Origin of the sequence: Acetobacter senegalensis (assembly GCF_001499615.1) — a bacterium.
Lineage (GTDB): Bacteria > Pseudomonadota > Alphaproteobacteria > Acetobacterales > Acetobacteraceae > Acetobacter > Acetobacter senegalensis.
The window spans coordinates 1,974,854-1,996,569 of record NZ_LN606600.1 but is presented as its reverse complement, the minus strand read 5'-3'; the positions used below and the strand labels follow the sequence as shown (position 1 = coordinate 1,996,569).

General features: G+C 56.9%; 20 protein-coding genes. 5 read left to right on the top strand and 15 right to left on the bottom strand.

Annotated features, from left to right (window positions below; genetic code table 11):
- Positions 1-20 precede the first annotated feature (20 nt).
- The 3 genes from ASN_RS09135 to budA form a co-directional block, all read right to left on the bottom strand.
- Entirely contained in the window at positions 21-1,718 is a 1,698-nt protein-coding gene (locus ASN_RS09135) for a thiamine pyrophosphate-binding protein (RefSeq protein ID WP_058987985.1), read from the bottom strand.
- A 351-nt stretch (positions 1,719-2,069) separates the two neighbouring features.
- Positions 2,070-3,758, bottom strand: a complete 1,689-nt coding sequence (gene alsS / locus ASN_RS09130) for an acetolactate synthase AlsS (protein ID WP_058987984.1) — start codon at positions 3,756-3,758, stop codon at positions 2,070-2,072.
- A gap of 71 nt (positions 3,759-3,829) precedes the next feature.
- Positions 3,830-4,612, bottom strand: a complete 783-nt coding sequence (gene budA, locus ASN_RS09125; RefSeq protein ID WP_058987983.1) for an acetolactate decarboxylase — start codon at positions 4,610-4,612, stop codon at positions 3,830-3,832.
- A 116-nt stretch (positions 4,613-4,728) separates the two neighbouring features.
- On the opposite strand from budA, the gene ASN_RS09120 reads away from it, so the two are divergent.
- Entirely contained in the window at positions 4,729-5,664 is a 936-nt protein-coding gene (locus tag ASN_RS09120; protein WP_039905036.1) for a LysR family transcriptional regulator, read from the top strand.
- Between the two features lie 298 nt (positions 5,665-5,962).
- Here ASN_RS09120 and ASN_RS09115 read toward each other — a convergent pair whose 3' ends face one another.
- From ASN_RS09115 to ASN_RS09080, 8 genes are all read right to left on the bottom strand, one after another.
- Positions 5,963-6,838: a sulfurtransferase gene (locus ASN_RS09115; RefSeq protein WP_058987982.1), complete on the bottom strand. Its 876-nt coding sequence runs from the start codon at positions 6,836-6,838 to the stop codon at positions 5,963-5,965.
- A gap of 134 nt (positions 6,839-6,972) precedes the next feature.
- Positions 6,973-7,428, bottom strand: a complete 456-nt coding sequence (locus tag ASN_RS09110; protein ID WP_058987981.1) for a 23S rRNA (pseudouridine(1915)-N(3))-methyltransferase RlmH — start codon at positions 7,426-7,428, stop codon at positions 6,973-6,975.
- Between the two features lie 85 nt (positions 7,429-7,513).
- Positions 7,514-7,966, bottom strand: coding sequence for a ribosome silencing factor (rsfS, locus tag ASN_RS09105; protein ID WP_006559496.1), 453 nt, complete (start codon positions 7,964-7,966; stop codon positions 7,514-7,516).
- A 95-nt stretch (positions 7,967-8,061) separates the two neighbouring features.
- Positions 8,062-8,730, bottom strand: a complete 669-nt coding sequence (locus ASN_RS09100; RefSeq protein ID WP_058987980.1) for a nicotinate-nucleotide adenylyltransferase — start codon at positions 8,728-8,730, stop codon at positions 8,062-8,064.
- A 5-nt stretch (positions 8,731-8,735) separates the two neighbouring features.
- Positions 8,736-10,034: a glutamate-5-semialdehyde dehydrogenase gene (locus ASN_RS09095; protein WP_167541336.1), complete on the bottom strand. Its 1,299-nt coding sequence runs from the start codon at positions 10,032-10,034 to the stop codon at positions 8,736-8,738.
- Between the two features lie 53 nt (positions 10,035-10,087).
- Positions 10,088-11,182: a redox-regulated ATPase YchF gene (ychF, locus tag ASN_RS09090; protein WP_006559492.1), complete on the bottom strand. Its 1,095-nt coding sequence runs from the start codon at positions 11,180-11,182 to the stop codon at positions 10,088-10,090.
- Complete coding sequence (pth, locus tag ASN_RS09085; protein ID WP_006559491.1) at positions 11,182-11,763, bottom strand: aminoacyl-tRNA hydrolase; 582 nt, start codon at positions 11,761-11,763, stop codon at positions 11,182-11,184. Before pth ends, ychF begins: the two co-directional genes overlap by 1 nt.
- 88 nt (positions 11,764-11,851) lie before the next feature.
- Positions 11,852-12,469, bottom strand: coding sequence for a 50S ribosomal protein L25/general stress protein Ctc (locus tag ASN_RS09080; protein ID WP_006559490.1), 618 nt, complete (start codon positions 12,467-12,469; stop codon positions 11,852-11,854).
- A 195-nt stretch (positions 12,470-12,664) separates the two neighbouring features.
- On the opposite strand from ASN_RS09080, the gene ASN_RS09075 reads away from it, so the two are divergent.
- From ASN_RS09075 to ASN_RS09065, 3 genes are all read left to right on the top strand, one after another.
- On the top strand, positions 12,665-13,717 hold the full coding sequence (locus ASN_RS09075) for a threonine aldolase family protein (protein WP_058989251.1): 1,053 nt from the start codon (positions 12,665-12,667) through the stop codon (positions 13,715-13,717).
- 117 nt (positions 13,718-13,834) lie between these two features.
- Positions 13,835-15,631, top strand: a complete 1,797-nt coding sequence (gene aspS, locus ASN_RS09070) for an aspartate--tRNA ligase (protein ID WP_045541458.1) — start codon at positions 13,835-13,837, stop codon at positions 15,629-15,631.
- Positions 15,632-15,693: 62 nt separating this feature from the next.
- Complete coding sequence (locus tag ASN_RS09065; RefSeq protein WP_058987979.1) at positions 15,694-16,614, top strand: cell envelope integrity EipB family protein; 921 nt, start codon at positions 15,694-15,696, stop codon at positions 16,612-16,614.
- A gap of 524 nt (positions 16,615-17,138) precedes the next feature.
- Here the strand turns inward: ASN_RS09065 and ASN_RS09060 are convergent.
- The 4 genes from ASN_RS09060 to ASN_RS20430 all read right to left on the bottom strand — a co-directional run bounded on the left by ASN_RS09060 (position 17,139) and on the right by ASN_RS20430 (position 20,132).
- Positions 17,139-17,678, bottom strand: coding sequence for a hypothetical protein (locus ASN_RS09060; protein ID WP_058989250.1), 540 nt, complete (start codon positions 17,676-17,678; stop codon positions 17,139-17,141).
- A gap of 17 nt (positions 17,679-17,695) precedes the next feature.
- Complete coding sequence (locus tag ASN_RS09055; protein WP_006559599.1) at positions 17,696-18,991, bottom strand: aminopeptidase; 1,296 nt, start codon at positions 18,989-18,991, stop codon at positions 17,696-17,698.
- A 215-nt stretch (positions 18,992-19,206) separates the two neighbouring features.
- Positions 19,207-19,761, bottom strand: a complete 555-nt coding sequence (locus tag ASN_RS09050; RefSeq protein ID WP_058987978.1) for a DUF1643 domain-containing protein — start codon at positions 19,759-19,761, stop codon at positions 19,207-19,209.
- A 239-nt stretch (positions 19,762-20,000) separates the two neighbouring features.
- Positions 20,001-20,132, bottom strand: coding sequence for a hypothetical protein (locus ASN_RS20430; RefSeq protein ID WP_254909384.1), 132 nt, complete (start codon positions 20,130-20,132; stop codon positions 20,001-20,003).
- A 504-nt stretch (positions 20,133-20,636) separates the two neighbouring features.
- On the opposite strand from ASN_RS20430, the gene ASN_RS09045 reads away from it, so the two are divergent.
- On the top strand, positions 20,637-21,578 hold the full coding sequence (locus ASN_RS09045) for a LysR substrate-binding domain-containing protein (RefSeq protein ID WP_058987977.1): 942 nt from the start codon (positions 20,637-20,639) through the stop codon (positions 21,576-21,578).
- Positions 21,579-21,716 lie beyond the last annotated feature (138 nt).

The following is a 21,716-nucleotide window of genomic DNA, read 5'->3' as shown; positions in this document are numbered from 1 at the left end:
CCCTCCGGTATAAAACAGGCTTACCCTGCCGCAATCATGATTTCGACAAGCGATGGACCACCGGAAGCCAGAGATGCTTCAATGGCAGGTGCGATATCCGCAGCCCGTGTAACCTGACATGAAGGTACACCCATAGACCGCGCCATAGCCTGATAATCTATGGTCGGATCAACAATATCCATGGCTGGATATGTTCCATCACGTGCAGAAATGTAATCTTTCTGCTGCCGCATGAAATTTTTGAGAACATTATATTCGCGGTTGTTCATGACCACGAATGTGACAGGCAGTTTTTCATGCGCTGCCGTCCACAAGGCCTGAGGCGAATAAAGCGCCGCACCATCCCCCACCAGAGAGACAACGCGGTCACGCCCCAAACCAAGAGAAGCGCCCACCGCAGCAGGCATGCCCCAGCCCAGCGCCCCACCCCGCAGGAAAGAGTATTGACCAGACCATGAACTTTCCAGAAACAGCCGCACATCGGAAGACGTTGCAATAGCTTCATCCACAATCGCAACATCGGGGCCGATGGCCCGCACAGCTTCCCACGCTGCCACCCGTGGTGGAATGACCGCTTCGTTCTGGCGGCTCTGGGCTTCCTGAATAGCCTCGGCCCGCAACGTCCGGCGCTGTTGCGCCACCGTGGCAGCATTGGCTGCATAAGCATCCTGCCGCCCAGCCGCTGCAGCCTGCAACAGCGGAAGCAACGCCGAGAGAGAAGCCTTGATATCCCCCACCACGGAAAGCGGCGTATAGAATGTACGCCCCAGATCCTTCACATCGGAAGACATCTGATACACGGCACATCCCGGCGGCACGGCCGGGCCTTCCGTATAGAGAATGGTAATCAGGGATTTCCCACCCAATGCAAAAATGGCGTCATAATCACTCAGCCGTTCGGCAATCGCTGTGGCCTGGGTGGGCAGGTTGCCGCACCACAACGGATGTGCCGTGGGAAAAGGCACGCGAGAGGGCCACGATGAGCCATAAACCGGTGCACCCAGGCATTCCGCTACTGCCGCCACTTCAGCAGCAGCATCCGACGCATAGACTTCATCGCCCGCAATAATGGCCAATCGGCTTGGGGAAATGGCGGCTAATGTTTCCGCCAGTTGGTCCAGCCCGCCAGCCACAGCATTCCGATTGATGACTGAGGGAGTGCCAATATCCACGCTGCTCATTTCTTCCATGACATCAATGGGAAGAGAGAGGAAAACCGGACCTGTTGGGGCGGCCATGGAATCATGGAACGCGCGGCGCATCAGCACGGGAAGTTGGTCGGCATGCGCCACTTCCTGCGCCCATTTGACTGCCGGGCGTGCAATCTGAACCAGATCACCAAACAAAAGAGGGTCTGAAATAGTGTGGCGGGAATCCTGCTGCCCGGCCGTAACCACCAATGGCGTTTGAGACACGCTGGCATTCAGCAGATTGCCCATGCCGTGCCCCAGACCGCCCGCTGTGTGCAGATTCAGGAAACCCGGCTTACGCGCTGCCTGTGCGTAACCATCGGCCATGGCCACCACGCTGGCTTCCTGCAAGCCAAGGATATACCGCACATCCTGCACTTCCAGCAGGGCGTCCATTAACGGCAGTTCTGTGGTACCTGGGTTACCGAAAATATACTCTACGCCCTCGCTACGCAGAATTTCCAGCAAGACCGCCGCACCCCGGCGTGTGCCGCCGTTGCCTGCTGCATCCACAGATGAGACCTGCATTCCTCTTTCCTTCACCAAAACATCCACGGGCGGCCCGCATGCGGTGAACGCCCTTTTATCTGTAGACGTTCCGGTGCTCTGGCGCGTCCGTCAAGCCGGATAGCCAAGGACACGCCAGCAACCCACGGGTTTGCTGGCCTGCAAGAAGAAGCAGGAAAATGCTGTGTGAAGTCGGGGGGCGACATCTGCACGGATCAAGGTCTTTCATACTACGCAGCCGGGCGCAGGAAAGACATCAGGGAGAGGCATTCTCTCCCTCAATGCATTTAAAAACACCGCAGCGCTATGTGTTATAACAGGAAGCGCTGCGGAGAAACAGTAAAACAATATGCGTTTGGGCCAGAACAGGCTTTACGCTGCCGCAGAGGTTTCCCCCAACTGGGCCAGCGGCTGCATGAGCAGATGGTTGTGGGAGTAATCAACCGGCACGGCAATCACTACCGGACCCTGAACATCCATGGCGTCACGCAGGGCTTTGCCGACACCGTCCGCAGAATTGACGGTAATGCCTTTAGCACCGCATGCTTCAGCAAATTTTGCAAAATCAATCGGCCCGAAATCCACGCCAGAGCCACGGCCGTATTTTTTCTTTTCCTGCATTTCAACCATGTTATAGGCCTGATCAATCCAAACCATATGGATGAGATTGCACTTCAGCCGCACAGCGGTTTCCAGCTCCATGCTGGACATCATGAACCCGCCATCACCGGAAATGGAGATCACTTTTTCCGCAGGATTAACCAGAGAAGCCGCAATCCCCCACGGCAGGCCGACCCCCATGGTCTGCTGGCCGTTGCTGATCAACACTTGCCGCGCCCGGAAGGACAGCAGATAACGGGCCAGCCAGATATGGAACGTGCCCATATCCAGACAGAGCGTCATGTCCGATGTAACGAACTGTTCAAGTTCACGCACAATCTGGAGCGGATGCACAGCATTGTTGCTGGTGCTGCGGGCGTTCAGCAGCGCAGAACTGCGAGCAGCCTTGTAGCCTTCCAGAATGGTTTCCAGTTCTGGCGCACGATCCAGCTTACCGGTTTCCTTGGCCAGAGCTTTCACTGTCGGGGCAATATCCCCCACCAGTTCAACAACAGGCACAAAGGCGTTGTCCAGCTCTGCCGCTACAATATCAATATTGATAATCTTGCGGGCATCATTCACGTTCCACAGCCACGGATCATATTCCACCGGGTTGTAGCCAATTGTCACCACAACATCGGCTTCATGCAGAAGCTGATCACCATGCTGGTTGCGAAACAGACCAACACGCCCGCCGAACCGGTCCACCAGTTCATGAGAAACCGCACCCGCCGCCTGATAGGTGCCCACAACAGGAACGCCGGTTTCCTTCACAAAAGTTCTTACGGCCTCTGCAACATCCGGACGGCTGGCCAGCATGCCCAGCAACACGACCGGGCGGGCTGCATTTTTCAGAAGTTTAGCTGCCTCAGCCACAACATCTGCCGAGGCCGGGCCCGTTTTGGGCACGGCCCGATCTGCCAGAACAGGTGCATCAGCAGGCATGGACAGAACATCCATAGGTGTGCTGACAAAAGATGCACCCGGCCGACCACTTTCTGCAAAACGGAAGGCATTGGCAATGACTTCTGAAATAGCCGTCGGCGTCGTAATTTCCGCACTGTATTTGGTAATGGGCTTGAACAGGCTGACCGTATCCATGGTCTGGTGGGTCAGCTTCAGGCGATCCGCCAGTTTGACGGCACCGCCAATAGCCAGAACCGGGTCCCCTTCTGAATTGGCAGTTGCAAGACCAGTTACAAAATTTGAAGCGCCTGGGCCGGATGTTGCAATTGCTACACCAGCCTTGCCCGTCAAACGCCCCAGACCACCCGCAATAAAAGCAGCGTTCTGTTCATGCCGGGTGACCACCGTGGTAATGGGGGAATCGACCAGCGCATCAAACAGGCGGTCAACCTTGGCCCCTGGAATACCAAAGACATGCGTAATGCCGTGGGCCACCAGATTTTGGACAATAAGCTCCGCGCCGCATTGTGCAGCGTGATCAGATTTTTTCGTCATGACTGTAAGATCCTGAAAGAATAACCACCAGAACTTGCTGTTTTGCAGATTCCGGTGGTTAGAAAAGGAAGTTAGCCGCCTTCAGCAATCCGAATGGCTTCGCTCAGGTGCTCAGGATTGAGATTGGCCTGAGCAAACTGCTCGGTGCGAGGCAGCTTGATTTCAAGGTTGGAGATCGTGGCAACTTCCAGTTGCCCCCGCACCAGCCGATATTCGGTAACATGCCCACCACGTTTCTGATCTTCCGTCAGAAAATGCAGGTGGTAACCAGCAACGTTCACACCCTGCATGTAAACAGGCGTGCGGAAACCGATCATGGTGCCGGTTACAGATTCCATGGTGAGTGTCGGCTGTTTCTTCACCACTTCAAGCATATGCGGGTATGGCTTGCACTGACAGAAGACCGTCCGGGTATCCACCCGTTCAAACTCACCGGTAAAACGCACGGCGGCAAACAGGTTGGGGTTCCCGACCAGACTGTCCACCAGGCCTTCAAAACTTTCCTTGGTCTGCGGACGATCAATGTTGAACGTTTTTTCCGGTTCGAAATAGGTGACGCAGGCAAAGGGTGTTTTCAAAGAACCAGGCACTTCCGCAGCCAGCCCTTCAGCCCGGAACTGGCGCACCACCCCTTCCGTGACAATCATTTCGCCATCAAGCGCGTTGAACGTTCCCAGCCCGAAATTACCGTATTGAAGCAGTTCATCCAGAGTGGTTTCGCCATCATAAACAGCATCCAGCAACGCTGCCATGGTGGAGGTCTGATACAGGCGGTTTGCCACGGGCTTTTTGCTGACACCATTTCCCAAGGCGGAAGACCGGACATCCATGTCGGTCACCGGGCTGTTTTTCATGCTTCGCACCGTCTCACACTCTTGCTGATTAAGATTTGTGAGAAAAAGTTATAACAAGCCAACCAAGTGTTCCAATATATATTGAACCCATTATCCATACATATTATATATGCGACATGAACATCCGACACTTGCGTTACTTTGTAACAGTAGCTGATCTTGGCAGTATTACCCGTGCTGCTGAAGAACTGGGTATGGAACAACCCCCATTAAGTCAGCAAATCCGCCAGTTTGAACAGAAATTGGGCGTAAAACTGTTTGAACGGCAGACACGCGGTGTAAAACTGACGGAAATTGGCGCAACCCTGATTCCGCGCGCACGCGCCATTCTGGAATTGCAGCACCAGTTTCAGGTCACAGCCGAAGGACTCGCCCGCGGGGAAGTCGGGCACATCCGGCTCGGGCTGGCGGGAGCAGTACCGCTTCTTCCAGTTATCCCTCTTGCCATCAGATCTTTTCGGGATATTGCCCCGGATGTCACCCTCTCTCTGGAAGAAAGCAATACACCGGCCCTGTGTGCCGCACTGCACGAGTCCAGTACGGATATTGCCATTGTTCGCCCACCCGTGCCTGATCCCGCGCGCCTTTCCGTTTCGCATCTGCTGGATGAACCGACCGTTATCGCCCTGCCCCGTGGTCATCGGCTGACAGAAGAACCTGTTATAAGTCTGGATATGGTGGCGGATGATCCTTTGATCATCTTTCCCCGTGAACTAGGCCCCGGTTTTCATGATGCCATTCTTTCGGCCTATCAGTTGGCCGGGGTAACACCCATCCTCGGGCAGCAGGCACCGCAGATTGCCGGCACGGTTCCGCTGGTTGCCGCAGGGATGGGCGTTTCAGTTGTGCCGCGTTCCCTGTGCCAGATTCATGCGGGCGGGGTCACGTTCCATACCATCAGCGAACCCGCACCACGGGCCACTCTTGCCGTCGCCATTCGGTCTGGCCAGAACATGCCTATTGTCAGCCGTTTTGTAAAAATTCTGCGCACAACTTGCCGAGAATGGGAAAAAATGAGCCCGGAAGCACAGTTTCCCGCTTCCGGTTTCTAAAACACGGAACATCACCCATTCCGCCTGTTACCGAAATCGGGACTTAAACGACCTGCTTCAGCAGATCAGGACGTGCTGCCTCAAAATAATTTTGAACCTGCCAGAATGATCTGACAGGTTCTCACTGCTTTTCCGAGTAAGCATTGAAAAGTCAGCCGTTACGGGATGGCGAAGGATTTTTGAGACGAAAGGTGGATTTGTCTGGTAGCACGGCGCTGCTATCCGGCTGACACCCCAGATCATTCAACCCCAAAACCTCGCCAGACCTAACTTGGCAGACTTTTCAACAAGCAGCCTCTTATTGACGGTGATACGGCACGGAAGCACGCGGCAGGCCGTCCTCTATCGGCATGCTTTCATCGCGGGACCATTCATTCCAGGACCCCATGTAAATGCGCAGTTTCTGGAAACCCGCAGACGCCAGCGCCACATAAGTATTGGCTGCGCGGGCTCCTTTGAAACAATAGATGATAATATCATCTTCAGGGAACAGATTCCGCGATGCCGCCAGTGCACGAATCTCCTCGGCAGACCTGAAAGCCGACTGCTCTGCGTCCACACGCATGAAATCGTACCATTCTATCCAGACCGCACCGGGAATACGGCCTTTGCGCGGGGCAAAATCCACGCCGTAAGGGGAAGAACTTTCGCCCAGCCATTCCACTTTGTCACGGTTATCCAGCAGTTTGATGCCAGGGTTTTCCAGAGCGGCAAATACGTCTTTCCGTGTTGCCATCAATGCCGCGTTGACCTTCAGGGGGAATTGGGTGGGCGTAATAACCGTACGCTCCGCCGTCAGAGATCCTCCCTGCGCACGCCATGCCTGCAACCCGCCATCCAGAATACCAACCTGCGGATAACCCAGATAACTGAGAATCCAGTATCCACGGCATGATGCGCCGTAGCGGGTATGAAGCGCATCTTCATACACTATGGCCTTTTTGCTGCCATCCAGCCCGTAATCTGCAAACAGAGTGGAAAATGTCTGCTGAAGCTTGCTGAGCCCTTCCTCAGATGTTTCTGCCAGATAGGTGAAAATATCCGGCATATTGACTGCACCCGGAATATGCTCCCTGGCAAAATCTTCTTCTGCCCGCACGTCAATCAGCAACGCATCATTCTGGCTGATCAGAGCGCGAACATGCTCAGGAGAATAAAGAACCTCTGCTGGCATCGCGCTTTTCCATCTTCATGTGAAAGGAGGCTTTATCCCTATAAGATGTCTTCTTCGCCCGGCAGGGGGGCGATCACAAAGCCGCTATGCCCGCGTCCGGCTGTACAGTTCCATCATGAAAACGGAAGGCAGGATCAGGGGCGTCCGGAACGATGATAGGGATGCCCTGCAGCAATGGCCTGCGCACGGTAGATCTGCTCCACCAGCATGATCCGTACCAGCATGTGCGGCCATGTCAGTGTGCCAAAAGACAGTTTTGCATCAGAACGTTCAATAACAGCGGCATCCAGCCCCTCAGCACCGCCAATGGCGAAGCATAACGGGCGGCCAAGAGCAGACCACTCCGCCATTGCTTCTGAAAAACCCGGACTGCTGAAGGAGCGTCCGGCTTCATCAAGAACGATGAGAAATGCCTGAGGAGGACACGCCGCAAGAATCGCCTGTGCTTCCCGGCGTTTGATTTCATCAGGGCTGCCGCGCCCGTCAGCCAGTTCCACAATATCCAGCCGGGGGCGCAAGCGCTTGAGGTAACGCTCCACAAGCGCCAGTTCGGCCTTGTCCTTCATGCGCCCAACCGCAACAAGCCTCATGGAGTGCTCCCCAAGGTTGGTTGGGCGTCAGGCGCATGAAAAAACAAAGCCGGAAACATCTGGTCACACGTCACAGAAAACAGACTCAGGCTGTGGGGACAGCCTCTGCGTTGCCGTCATCCAGCTCTGCGCCCCACATTTTTTCCAGACCGTAGAGTTCGCGTGCTTCTGGCTTGAACAGATGCACAATGATGTCACCCGTATCCAGCAACACCCAGTCTGATCCGTTAGCCCCTTCGATCAGCACACGCTTGATGCCGATTTCCTTGAGCTTGCGTTCGATATGCTGCGCCATGGCGGCAATCTGACGATCAGCCAGACCGGTAGCGATCACCATCTTGTCCGCAAATGAGGCCCGACCGGCAAGGTCGATGACCACAATGTTTTCGGCCTTATCATCATCCAGACTGGTGGTGATGATGGTGAGGGATTGCGCCAGAACGTCGGGGGAAACGGGCTCACGCTTGACCTTGCCCTTGGGGCCGGAGGCTGCGGCTTTCTTGCGGACAGAGCCCGTGCTGGTAGCAGCACCAGCCACAACCGGGCTGGCGGACGGCGCCTTGGCGGCAGCGGCTTTGGCGGTTGCCGTGGAAGACCGTGTGCGTTTCGGTTTCTCGGCGGGGGGATTGGTGGTTATGATCGTTCTCCTGAGTGTGACCTGCCAGACGGGACGAGAGAGCCGACAGAGCTCCCAAATCCACCATTCTGACGAATTGATGTTGCAGATATACCGTTTTGTCGCCCCGGAAGAAAAGTCCATACTGGGGGGGGGAGATCAGCAAGCAATGCTGCGCGGCGGGCCGGTATGCGCCAGTGCGCCATATAATGCCCCGCTGCCCCATGCAAGGCGCGATTATTCTGCCCCGGTCTGGGCATAACGGCCAGAGGCACACACCGCACCAGTTGCCGCCAGCCTTTCCAACGCGGCAGCGAGGCCAGACCATCTGCCCCGGTCAGCCACACAAACCGCGCATGGGGGAAACGCATCTGCAATTTGCGGATGGTATCAACCGTATAGCGCGTGCCGAGTCGGGCTTCTATGTCCGTTGCCACCAGCTTATGGCCATCCACCAGCCGCGCGACCGACTGAAGCCGCTGAACAAACGGCGCCATACCTGACGTTGCCTTCAAAGGATTGCCGGGCGAGACCATAAACCACACCTGATCCAGCCGCAGCGCCCGCAACGCCCGACGGGCAATGGCCAGATGCCCTTCATGCGCCGGATTGAAGGACCCCCCCAGCAACCCGATACGCGCGCGCCGCAAGTCCCCCGCAGTTGGAATAGCGTCCTGGCCGCCCACCCAGATCAGGTCCGAACCTGTCCTGTGCCGAGCACTTCGTACCGGAAGGTGGTCAGTTGCTCCACACCCACCGGACCACGTGCATGGAAGCGACCTGTGGCAATGCCGATTTCAGCGCCAAACCCGAATTCCCCGCCATCACAGAACTGGGTGGAGGCATTCCACATCACAACCGCGCTGTCCGTGCCATTCATGAAGCGGTTCGCTACTGCTTCATCAGACGTGACAATGGCTTCCGTGTGAGAGGAGCCATAGCGGGCAATATGGTCCAGTGCTTCATCCACACCGTCCACCACGGCAATATTCAACATGGCATCCAGCCATTCGGTCCCGAAATCCTTCTCGGTCGCGGCAGGCATATCCGGCACAATCTCACGCGCAGCAGCGTCGGCCTTGAAGCCACAGCCAAATTCAGCCAGATCACCCACAATCAGCGGCAGCAGGCCGGGGGCGATGGCCGCATCAATCAGCAGGGTTTCCGTCGCCCCACAGATACCAACCCGCCGCATTTTTGCATTCAGGATAATCCGCCGCGCCATGCTGGGGTCTGCTGCGGAATGAATGTAGGTGTGGCAAAGGCCTTCTGCATGGGCCAGCACGGGCACGCGGGCATCTTTCTGCACACGTTCCACCAGAGACCGACCACCACGCGGAATCAGCAGATCAACCAGCCCGGCAGCACCCAGCATCTCAGCCACATGGGCACGGTCCGCATCGGGGGCAATCTGTACGGCATCTTCGGGAAGATCGGCTGCCCGCAGGCCAGCCTGCATGGCGGCATGAATAGCCCGCGCACTGTGCAGACTTTCCGAACCACCACGCAACAACACCGCATTACCGGATTTGATGCACAAACCAGCCGCATCTGCTCCTACGTTGGGGCGACTTTCATAGATCACGCCAATCACACCAACAGGCGTGGCCACGCGACGAATACGCAGGCCATTGGGGCGCGTCCATTCTTCCAGAACACGACCAACCGGATCAGGCAGATCAGCCATATCCTCCAACCCGCGCGCCATGGCTTCCACGCGCTCCGGCGTCAGGGTCAGCCGATCCCGAAAGGCATCATTGGCCGTTGATGCTTCCAGATCGCGGGCATTAGCTTCCAGAATGGTGGCTGATGCCTCACGCAGGGCCGCAGCGGCGGCCCACAACGCCCGGTCCCGCGCGGAAGACGGGGTGGTGGCCAGAGTGCGTGCTGCCAGCCGGGCCCGCTTGGCCAGAACCGTCATTGGTCCCGGCGCAGACGCGGCCACGGTCTGCGTTATCACACTCTGTTCTCCGTCTTCATGCGCCTTCATGGCGTCCTTCATCCCCATTCCAGTGTTAGTCTCAGCCGCTTAACGTTACCGGATCACACGTTGAAGCGGAACAGCAGAACATCACCGTCCTGCACAACGTAATCACGCCCTTCAATACGTAGGCGGCCAGCTTCTTTTGCGCCGGCTTCCCCACCATACTGAACGTAATCATTGTACGCGACTGTTTCACAGGCAATGAAGCCGCGTTCAAAATCATTGTGAATGACTGCGGCTGCCTGCGGTGCTTTTGTACCTGCGGTAATGGTCCAGGCCCGTGTTTCCTTGGGGCCAACCGTAAAGTAGGTGCGCAGCCCCAGAAGGCCGTACCCGGCAGCAATCACGCGGTCCAGCCCGCTATCCTTCAGGCCGAGGCCTTCCAGAAATTCACGGCGTTCATCATCTGCAAGCTGGCTGACTTCGGCTTCAATAGCAGCAGACACCACCACAACCGCAGCGCCTTCCGCTTCGGCTTTAGCCTTGACCGCCTGTGAGAACGCGTTGCCCGTAGACGCCGAGTCTTCATCCACATTGCACACGTACAGCACGGGCTTGGACGTCATGAGCTGCAGGCGACGAACGGCTTCTTCCTGCCCTTCGGGAATGGCTGTGCGGGCGGGGCGACCTTCCTTCAGCGCTTCGATCAACGGTTCCGCCACGGCAATCTGGGCTGTGGCTTCAGCATCACGGTTCTTGGCGCGTTTCTGAAGAGCAGGCAGCCGCTTTTCAAGCGATTCCAGATCCGCCAGCATCAGTTCCGTTTCGATAATTTCCGCATCACGCACGGGGTCCACCCCGCCTTCAACATGTGTGATGTCATCATCTTCAAAGCACCGCAGCACGTGAATGATGGCATCTACTTCGCGAATGTTGGCCAGGAACTGGTTACCCAGCCCTTCCCCGCGGGAGGCACCACGCACCAGACCGGCAATATCCACAAATTCAAGGCTGGTGGGCACGGTCTTCTGCGATTTGCCAATTTCCGCCAGCTTATCCAGCCGGGGGTCAGGCACGGCCACACGGCCCACGTTGGGCTCAATGGTGCAGAAGGGGTAATTGGCTGCCTGAGCCGACGCCGTTGCAGTCAACGCATTGAACAGGGTGGACTTACCCACATTGGGCAGACCGACAATACCGCAGTTAAACCCCATCAGCCCTTACTCCCTTCTGGCAACGCAACTTGCGTCATGAATTTTTCCGGCTGGCCATCCGCCAGCAGCGGCGCGGCGGCCGCCATTTTATCCAGCAGCGGCTCAAGCCAGTCCTGCCGGTCAGACTCCGTGAAATTACCCAGCACCCATCCATGCACACGCTCCTTGGCGCCCGGATGCCCGATGCCAATGCGCACCCGCCAGTAATCCGGCGTGCCGAGCATTTTGTCCATGGAGCGCAAACCATTATGCCCTGCGGCCCCGCCACCCCGTTTCACCCGCACCTTGCCTGCGGCAAGATCCAGTTCATCATGGAAAGCGGTAATCTGATCGGGCGCAATTTTATAGAAAGCGGCGGCTTCCTGCACGCTGGTGCCGGAAAGGTTCATGTACGTCATGGGGCGCAGCAACAGCACGCGCTGATTACCAACGCGGCCTTCCGCCACCTCACCTTTGAACCGATTGCGCCAGGGGGAAAAGCCGTAGCGCTCTGCAATGGCGTCAACCGCCATAAACCCGACATTATGCCTGTGTCGGCGCATGGAAGGCTCAGGATTGCCGAGCCCGGCCCAGAGCAACATCACTGGTCCTGTATCTTGCAAGTAAAACGGGGGCACATGCGCTGTGCACGTACCCCCGCGCCATCACTCCATAACAGAATGACTGCTATCAGGAAGCGGCTTCTTCCGTGCTTTCTTCAGCGTCATCCGCTGCGTCAACACTCGGTGCCGCAACGGTGGCGATCACAAAGTTGGGCACGTGCACCAGCGGGGTCACGTTTTCCGTGCCCTTCAGGTCTTCCCAACGCACGTTGTCGTTGATGTCGAGCGTGGACAGATCAACACTGAAGAATTCAGGGATGTGTTCTGCATCGGCTTCAACTTCAACCGTGTGACGCACAATGTTCAGCACACCGCCGCGCTTGATGCCCGGAGATTTTTCTTCACCAGAGAAGTGAACCGACACTTCAACCGTCACGCGCTGACCAGCAGCCAGACGCATGAAGTCAACATGTTCCGGCGTATCTTTTACCGGGTGCAGCTGAATGTCACGAATCAGGGCGCGTTCGGTCGCACCGCCTTCAATCTTGATTTCGTAAACGCGGGAACGCCAGCCAGAAGCCTGAATACCCTTGATCACGATGCGGGGGTCGAGGGCAATAAGAGCAGGCTCTTTCTTGCCACCATAAATCACGCCAGGCACCAGACCGGCACGCCTCGTCGCACGCGCTGCCCCCTTACCAGCCTTCGCGCGCGCAGAAGCTTCGATGGATGTAATCTTTGACACGGTGTACTCTCCTAGAAACCAGAACGTGCAGGCCTCCAGGGGTGCCTGCACGGTGCGGTGCCCTTAGCGGAAATCTGCCCTGAAAGCAATGCTTCCCTTGCGCCAGGCCGGATTGACGCCACCCCCTGCCCCATGCAAGCCAGAACACAGGCTGCCGCCATGCAGCCCTGTGTCATACGCCCCGCCAGCGCAGGAATGCCGCCCATGCCTGAGACTCCTCCCCAGCAGTTCGCCAGTGACAATTATTCCGGCATCTGCCCGCAAGCACTTGACGCCATTGTTCGTGCCTCTGCCGCAGGCTCGGCCCCGGCTTATGGTGACGATCCATGGACTCGGCTGGCGGAAGATGCCATCCGCACCCTGTTTAACACGGATGCCGCTGTTTTCTTTGTCTTCAACGGCACAGCGGCCAACGCGCTGGCTTTGGCGACCCTGTGCCCGCCTTATTGCAGCATCATCGCGACCGACATTGCCCATGCCGATACATCCGAACGGGGCGCGCCGGAATTTTTTACGGGCGGCAGCAAACTCATGACGCCCCCGTGCCCCGATGGCAAACTGACATCCGCCGCCATCAAGCTGTGCTGCCGCAAGGCGCAAAGCCCGCAGGCTTCCGGCCCGGCGGTAGTCACCATCACCCAGCCCACGGAAAACGGACTTCTTTACACACCAGAAGAAATCCGTGCGCTGGCGGACACCTGTCACGAGCATGGGCTGAGCCTCCATATGGATGGCGCGCGTCTGGCCAACGCCGTTGCCGCGCTGGGATGTTCCCCCGCCGCCATAACGTGGCAGGCCGGGGTGGACGCCCTGAGCTTTGGCGGCACCAAGAACGGCATGGCTGTGGGAGACGCTGTGGTATTTTTCAATCGCAAACTGTCTCGCGGCTTTGCGGAGCGTGCCAAGCAGGGCGGACAGATTGCCTCCAAAATGCGCTTTATCACGGCTCCATGGCTCAGCATGATCAAGAGCGGTGCGTGGCTGGAAAACGCCAAACATGGTAATGCCTGCGCCCGCCTATTTGCCACAGAACTGGCAGGCGTGACCGGCCTTGACCTTGCATGGCCCGTACAAAGCAACGGTGTGTTTCTGCTGCTGCCTGAGCAGAGCATGAACACGCTGCGCGTAAAGGGCTGGCGATTCTATACCATGTTTGGCGGAGTAGCCCGCTTCCTGTTCGGATGGGATGCAAAACCCGAAACCGTAAAGGCACTGGCGGCTGATATCCGGGCCAGTCTGCAAGCTTGATCCACCTCTTCCCTTGACATCTGGGCGGCTCCCCGGCTTCCTCCCGCCCATATAGATAACAGACAAAGCGCCGGGCCTGTGTGATAGGCAGGCCGGGCCACAGTTCAGGACCAGACAATGCACCCTTACCGTACCCATAGCTGCTCGGCCCTTCGCGCCAAGGATGCCGGCACAACAGCCCGCCTGTCTGGCTGGGTCCACAGCAAACGGGACCACGGCGGGCTGCTGTTTATTGACCTGCGTGATGAAACAGGCATCACCCAGATTGTTATTCCGGCAGGCGCACCCGCACTGGCGCTGGCTGAAAACACCCGTGTTGAAAGCGTGATCACGGTCACCGGCGATGTGGTGGAGCGCGAGGAAGGCACCCGCAACCCGGATCTGGCCACCGGGGATATTGAAGTCCGCGCTCGTGAATTTGTGGTGCAGTCCGCCGCTGCCGTGCTGCCTTTTCAGGTAGCAGGTCATGAAAACTATCCTGAAGATCTGCGCCTGCGGTACCGCTACATTGATCTGCGCCGTGAGAGCGTGCACAGCAACATGCTGCTGCGTGCCCGCGTTATCCAGAGCATGCGCCGCCGCATGACGGATCTGGGCTTTGTTGAACTTCAGACCCCGATCCTGACCGCATCCTCACCCGAAGGCGCGCGTGACTTTCTGGTGCCTGCCCGTATGCACCCCGGCAAGTTCTACGCCCTGCCGCAGGCGCCGCAGCAGTTCAAGCAGCTTGCCATGGTGGCCGGGTTTGACCGCTACTTCCAGATTGCCCCATGCTTCCGTGATGAAGCCTCCCGCGCTGATCGCTCTCCGGGTGAATTCTACCAGCTTGATTTTGAAATGGCCTTCGCCACACAGGACGAGGTGTTCGCCACGCTGGAAGATGTGATGTCCGGCCTGTTTACGGAATTTGGCAAAGGCCGCACGGTCAGCCAGGCACCGTTTGAACGCATCCCCTACGCCCGCGCCATGAAAGTCTATGGGTCTGACAAGCCAGACCTGCGCAACCCGCTGCTGATTTCCGATGTAACGGAAGACTTTGCCAATTCCGGCTTTGGTCTGTTTGCCCGTATTGCAGCCGATGGTGGCGAAGTGCGCGCCATTCCGGCCCCCGGCGCTGGCGACAAACCCCGCGCATTCTTTGACAAACTGAACAACTGGGCGCGCGAAGCTGGTGCTGGCGGGCTGGGTTATATTGTGTTTGCTGAAGAAGGCGGCAAGGGCCCGATTGCCAAGAATCTTGAAGCTGACCGTGTGGACGCCATCCGCACCAAGCTGGGCCTGAAGGCTGGAGATGCCGTGTTCTTTGCCGCAGGCAAAGGGGATGAGGTTGCCAAGTTCTCTGGCCAGGTGCGCACCCGCATTGCGGAAGAGCTGGACCTGATTGAAAAGAATGCCTTCCGCTTCTGCTGGATCACCGATTTCCCGATGTATGAACTGAATGAGGAAACCGGCCGGATTGATTTCTCGCACAACCCGTTCTCCATGCCGCAGGGCGGCCTTGAAGCCCTGAACACCAAAGACCCGCTGGATATCACCGCCTACCAGTACGACATTGTGTGTAATGGTATTGAGCTTTCCTCTGGCGCAATCCGGAACCATCTGCCGGAAGTAATGATCCGCGCCTTTGAAATTGCCGGTTACCCTGAAAGCGAAGTGGAAGCCCGGTTTGGCGGTATGCTGAATGCGTTCCGTTATGGCGCACCGCCGCATGGTGGGTCTGCGCCGGGTGTGGACCGTATTGTCATGCTGCTGGCAGATGAACCCAACATTCGTGAGGTCATTCTCTTCCCGCTGAACCAGCAGGGCGAAGACCTGATGATGGGCGCGCCCGCCACGGTACCGCCCGAACGGCTGAAAGAACTCTCCCTGGCGCTGGACCTGCCAAAACCGAAACCCACCATCAAAAAAGTCTGAGACTGGAGATTCCCCATCCGGCGTGGTTGCGTCTGCCCGCCGGATGCTCTTTTGTATGAGGCATGACCAGATTCTGCGTTTCTCTGCCTGTTCCTGCCTCAATTTTACCTGCCAGACATAGCTGTCGGCGTTTCAGGGCCCTTTCTCTGCACATCAGTCTGGCAGCCTGCCTTCTGGCCCCTGCACTAACAGCCGCCAATACTGTCCTTGCGGCACAGGCACCCAAGACAGCAACGCAGGACACCACCACCGCAACGCCGCTGACTGCCCAGCGGGCCAGCTATGATCTGGCACTTGCGGAATCCTCAGGCGGCAACACACTCTCCGCCACAGGCTCCATGACCTACAATGTGCGTGATACCTGCACCGCATGGTCTACCCAGCAACATCTGGATATTCAAAGCGCAACACGCAGCGGCGGCGCCGTCGCCATGGAATCAGATTACACCACGCTGGAAAGCAAGGATGGACGGCATCTGATTTTTCGCACCGTACAGAAATCCAACAACACCATTTTGCAAACCATTAGCGGCGAAGCGACACTGGACGCCAAAAATGCAGGTGGTGTGGTGCATTATGAAAAACCACTCAAAAAAACCCTTAAGCTCCCACCGGGCACTCTTTTCCCCATGGCGCACACAGCCGCCATTATCTCCGCCGCAGAACATGGTACCTCCAACTTTTCCCCATTACTGTTTGACGGAACGGGCGAGGACGGTGCGCAATATACCTACATAACGGCGTTCCACTGGGGTAAGCCTGAAAGCGCACCACCGTTTCCGGCCCTACAGAACATGGCGGCAGGCCGGGTGCATGTCGCCTTTTTTGGCCACGCTCAGGATGCCATTCTTCCTGATTATGAAATTGGCATGCGTTATTTTGCCAACGGCGTTTCAGATAATCTTGATATGGATTTTGGAGATTTCAGAATGGCAGGAACGCTCCGTAGCCTGACCATCCCCCCTAAACCCCGCCATTGTTAGGGAGCCGCAGCGCTAAGCATTTTTTACACATTTTCCATTTTTGTCTTTTCATGACAAAAGCAGTCATTATTCCCCACTTCAAGCATGCAAGACGCTATTTGAAGAGCCTGTCAGGTTGGTTGGACGGAGCTGCTTGAAACTAAATTCTTGGATTTGCGTCTCGATCGTTTCGCATCAAGCCTTCAGATCCGCCATTACCTGCTCTTCCCAAACAGCCTCAAAAAGATTTTGAAGATCAGAACAGAAGTGAGTCTGTTTTAAAGATCGCAGTATAAAAACTGTTAGTTTTTCATTCCGACCATGCGTGGCTATTACGCTCCCGCGCCCAGTAACCATTCCCCTATACGAGACATCTTATTTCAGGGGCTGCGGTCGTCATTGCTCTTGTTGGAGAGCAAAAGCGCACCGTGCTTTAGCCGGCTCCGTCGGTGTAAATCCGTGCAGATGGAAAGATAAAATCTGACCATAAAAAAACGGGCCACCATGCGGCAGCCCGTTTTCCATCCCATCAAAGGCGTTACGGCCTAGCGCTTCACTTGTTCGGTGCGCAAAACACCAATCAAATTCTGTAAATCTGCCTGATTGGCCTTCAAAAGAGCAACATTTTCAGGCTCTGGTGTCGGCATCTTGCTGCTAGCCTGCCCCGGCGGCACGTTCATCAGGCTGCCTGTCAGACCCACACATGTCAGGCTCATCACAAAATCACGCGGCGCAAAGCCATTGGCCTTCAGAATAGGGGCGAGGCCCTGCACTTTGCTGACCATGGCAATCTGCTCATCCAGAGACATCCCGACATGGCCGGGAGGCTGAATATTGGCTGCGTGAATGGCCTTCAGGGCATTTGTCAGACGCGGCAGAACATCCGGGGCCAGTTTGTAATGCAGCGCGGTATCCATATCATGCCGCATGGTGGCCATCTGCTCCCCCGTCAGGGCTGGCGGCTGCTGGCCGCCCTGTGCCGGAGCGGTTTGCGCTAAGGCAACAGGCCCCACTGCCAAAAAGGCAGATGCGGCCAGTGCCATGATTTTAGCAGATGCCAAAAGGGACCGTGTTTTGGTAACCATTTTTTTCAAATCCGTGCTCATGCAGAAATAACCCATTCGCCTTTACGCATCAGAGGCACACGGCCTCCCTGTGCATCAAGCCCATCCACATCAATTTCGCCTGAACCAATCATCCAGTCGATGTGAATCATGCTGCTGTTGGCGCCGCGTGCGGCCAGAGCGGCTTCATCCTGTCCGGCAGTATCGCGCATGCATTTGGTGTAAGCCTGCCCAAGCGCGATATGGCTGGCGGCGTTTTCATCAAACAGCGTGTTCTGAAACAGAATACCACTGCGTGAAATGGGGGACGAATGCGGCACCAAGGCAACCTCACCCAGCCTGCGTGCGCCTTCATCCGTATCCAGCACGCGGGCCAGAACATCCTCGCCCTTGGCGGCGTTCATCTCCACAATCTTACCACCTTCAAACCGCACCTTGATCTGGTCAATCAGAGTGCCCTGATAGGAAAGCGGTTTGGTGCTGGCCACATATCCATCCACCTTTAAGCGGTGGGGCGTGGTGAACACTTCTTCCGTGGGGATATTCGGGTTGCAGATCACGCCATTTCCGGCTTTTTCAGACCCACCAGCCCAATCATGCCCATCGGCCAGCCCAACGGTCAGATCCGTTCCCGGGCCGGTAAAATGGAGGGCAGCGTAGCGGGCGTCATTCAGGAACGCCGCGCGCCGATGCAGGGTGGCGTTATGCTCAGCCCAATCCGCTACCGGATCTGCACCTGTCAGACGGGATGATTCAAAAATAGCCTGCCATAAACGCGCAACGGCCTCGTCTTCCGGCAGACCGGGAAACACAAGCTTGGCCCATGCGGGTGTGGCCGTGGCGACAATGTTCCAGTTCACATCGAAATTGGTGATAATTTCCATGGCGGGTTTATTGGCGCGGGACGCCGCACGGCTGGCGCGGGAAATCCGCTCCGGGTTCTGCCCGGCCAACAGAGCAGGGTCTGACCCGGTAATGGCCATACGCGCTGCACCTGCGCGAAAGCCTTCCGTCATCCCTTTGGCCAGCCACTCCGCCGCGGTATCAAATGTCTCGTCCTGTGCATAACGGTAACGGGCCAGCGTGGCTTCGGCATCTGAATAGAATGTTGTGACCAGAGACGCCCCGGCTTTGTAGGCATGCTCGGTCACCCGCCGCACCAGCGGAACGGCTTCAAGCGGTGCCGTAATAATCACCTGCTGGCCGGGGGCGACATTCAGCCCGGTACGCACCGCAACTTCACCCAGACGGTCCAGCATGGTTTCCAACTGCGCACTGCCGGGGGCATAGGCCTGTGCGCTTCCTGTTTTCTGCTCATGTGCAGCGTCTGTCATGCCGATCCTTCCTGCTGCGGGAGGACTCCCCTCCCGTTACTCATCACCGCATCCTACCGCCAGAACAGAGGACACAGCTTTACAATCGTGATCGGATACTGAAGCTGATCATCCGTCAACTCCCGGTAGGGACAAGCCTGCCTTCAGAACAGTACACTTCTCAGAAAAAAGCGACGTGAAGCAGGCTTCAGTGCCCCCCACAGAAGACGCAAGGCTCAGGTTTTGGGTAGCAGAACCGGCTTGAGGGCGGCAGGCAGATAAAGAGGATGACAGGGGCGCCCATTGGCCCCTACCCGCATGGCATAAACCGGTATGCCGTGCTGCTGAAGCATGCGCACCACTTCTGGCCCCCGCTCCCACAACGCTTTGAGGTGGGGAGAACCATAAGCCGCAATCACCAAATCAGCCTCACGCGCCATGGCCAGCAAAGCGGCGTCATTCTCCGGGCCAACCGGGTCTGGCGTTTCAAGCAGACGTTTCTGATCTGTACAACGATAGGCAAAGGTATTGCCCACCAGAATGCTGCCATACCCCCATGCCCGCGCATAACGCTGACACTTGGCCACCGTACGGTCATCTCCATATTCGGTCGCAACGGAAGGGTTCATCATCAGCCACATGACAGCGGGACGGTTGGCATCCCACACCCGTTTCAACTGATAACGGTAGCAGCGGTCCGGCCCCCCGTAGGTTGCCGTGCTGACAACATCATCAGACAAAGTCAGTGGGCGGGATTCTCCCACATGATGGGCATCAAAAAGGTCCGTCATGGTTTTTCCGGTTGGTCATCACACAGCACTGTAGCGCGCTGGCCCTGTTTTACCCGGAACGCAGACTGATAAAAGCCACTTAAACGCTGCCTGAAGGGTGGCAGACATAAAAAAACCGCCCTAAAGGCGGCAAAACCGACACCGGACTGGCGTCATTCTCACAGGAATGACGGTCCGGGCACCCCTGCACTGCCATATGGCAGGCGGGCGGTGCATTTGGCTAAGCGGGAAAACCCAACTCAGGCAACGCGGTCTGACACGGCGGTCGCAACCATCAGCGTGGCGACAATCGGCAGAAAAGCAAGCATGGGGGCAACCGTAGCGAAGTTCACAACAGCGGCAACCATTTCATTCACAATTTGCATAGACATTATTTGATATCCTTCGATTTACTTCGGTGAAGGGCTACAACCACACTTCCCCCCGGCGCGACAACAGAAAAGTAGAAGCTGCCAGATATCGAAAAAACGCATACTGAATACTTAAATTCTACGCTGTTTTTAAAGTAACCAAATGGCATTTATTTCGTATCAAATAGCTATACACCATGAAAATATGTAGTTTAAAAAAGATGCAGGCTCGGGAAAGACTCCCCTTCCACCTTGGCTGATATGCCTATTTTTTAATCAAAAGATCACTTCTTGATCCATCACGCTTTTATGATGAAAAAACGCAGTTTTCTGCCATTTCCCGCTTTTTCGTAGGCCGCTTTGTCAGCGCTGAGCCATAAAACGCGCGCTTGTTTTTCCGAGAAATCTGACGATTCGCCCCATGTCAGCGCCCATTGGCGGCGCAGGACCTACTGCTTCCTGACGCTTGCTTCCGGCTGCTTTTCATCCCAAGAACAAAGCCCTTCCAGTGATGATAAGCACGTGATGGACCAGCGATACCGCATTCCCCCTCTGGCAGCCCTGAATGCCTTTGCCGCCTTTGCTCGCACCGGGGGAATACGCCGCGCCGCGGCAGAGCTGCGTGTGGACCATGCGGCTGTCAGCCGCCATATGCGGGATCTGGAACAGATGCTCGGCATCACGCTGCGGGACCGTGCCACAGGCAAGCTGACCCTGGCAGGGCATACTTATTACAGCCAGATTGCCCCGCTGCTGGAAGGGCTGGCGCGTGCCACTGCCGATATCCGCCAGCAAACACCGCACCTGACCATAACCTGCGTGCACGGCTTCGCTTACCACTGGCTGGTGCCCCGTTTGGCCGCGTTCAGGCGGAATCACCCCCACATTGATCTGTTGCTACGCCCGGTTGACGCCAACACGACGTTCCATGGCAACGGCATAGAAACCGATAGTCATGCCGATATTTTCTATGCGCGGGATGATGCGCCATCTGCTGCACTGCGTACCCTGCGCAGTGTTGCCTTTGCACGCCCCCCTGTTTTTCCCGTGGCGTCACCTGCCTGCGTGGCCGCCATGGGGGGCCAACCCGCCCGACTGATTGATCTGTTACACGCGCCGCTGTTGCAGGAAGAGGACGATGCGGAATGGCGTTTGTGGTTCAACGCCCACAACGTGACTATCTCTCATGTTCCGAGTGCGGGCCGTTTGTGGCAGGCACATATCACGCTTGCCGCCGCCCGCGCGGGAGAAGGCATAGCACTGGGCAACGCGTTTCTGCTGGGGGATGATCTGGAAACAGGCCGGTTGGTACGCATCATCCCCACGCGCGAACCGCTACAGGAAACGCCTTTGGGATCTTACGTTCTGCGCGCTTCTGATCGCGCCTGGGAGAAGCAGTCCCTTTCCATTTTTCGCGCCTGGCTGCTGGAGCAGGTGGCTATTCAGAGCGTCCACACACCCTCCTGACAGGTGACGATTTCATACCGGATTGACCCGCAAAGAGCCGTTGCTTCATGAAATGAGACACAAAATGGTGTGCATTGATCACCATAGGTGCGAGAAAAAATCGCCTCCTCCTGTCCCTGAAAGTCGCTTACGAACCAG